A 587-nucleotide genomic window follows, 5' to 3' on the forward strand; every position below is an offset into this window, starting at 1 on the left:
CTGATGCTGTTTGCCTGCTTCATTCCGTTCCAGTCGGTGCTGTTGCCGATGGCGACGATCCTCGGTTCGCTCGGCCGCTTCGGCATGACGCTGCAGAACGCCACCGGCTTTGCCTTCGGCTTCGGCAATCCGACCGTCAATCTGGTCTTCGTCCATGTCGTCTATGGCCTCGGCTTCACGACGCTGTTCTTCCGCAATTTCTACGAGGCCTTTCCGACCGAACTGGTGCGAGCCGCCCAGGTCGACGGCGCCAGCTTCTTCCAGATCTTCCGGCGCATCATGCTGCCGAACTCGCTGCCGATCATCGTCGTCACCGTCATCTACCAGTTCACCAATATCTGGAACGACTTCCTGTTTGCCTCGGCCTATGCCGGCACCGGCGATTCCATGCCGATGACGGTGGCGCTCAACAATGTCGTCAACACCTCGACCGGGGTGGTCGAATACAATGTCAACATGGCGGCGGCGATGATCGCCGCCGTGCCGACGCTCATCGTCTATATCCTCGCCGGCCGCTACTTCGTGCGCGGTCTGATGGCGGGCGCTGTCAAAGGGTAATCCATGGCCTTCCTCGAAATCTCCGGTCT

At 60.1% G+C, this 587-nt stretch carries 1 protein-coding gene; it reads left to right on the forward strand.

The window, feature by feature from the left end:
• On the forward strand, positions 1 to 558 hold a 558-nt coding region (locus tag ACMUVN_RS33280; RefSeq protein WP_143541098.1), incomplete at its 5' end, for a carbohydrate ABC transporter permease.
• Positions 559 to 587: the final 29 nt, after the last annotated feature.

The organism is Rhizobium sp. IY2, from assembly GCF_047532935.1.
Lineage (GTDB): Bacteria > Pseudomonadota > Alphaproteobacteria > Rhizobiales > Rhizobiaceae > Rhizobium > Rhizobium anhuiense.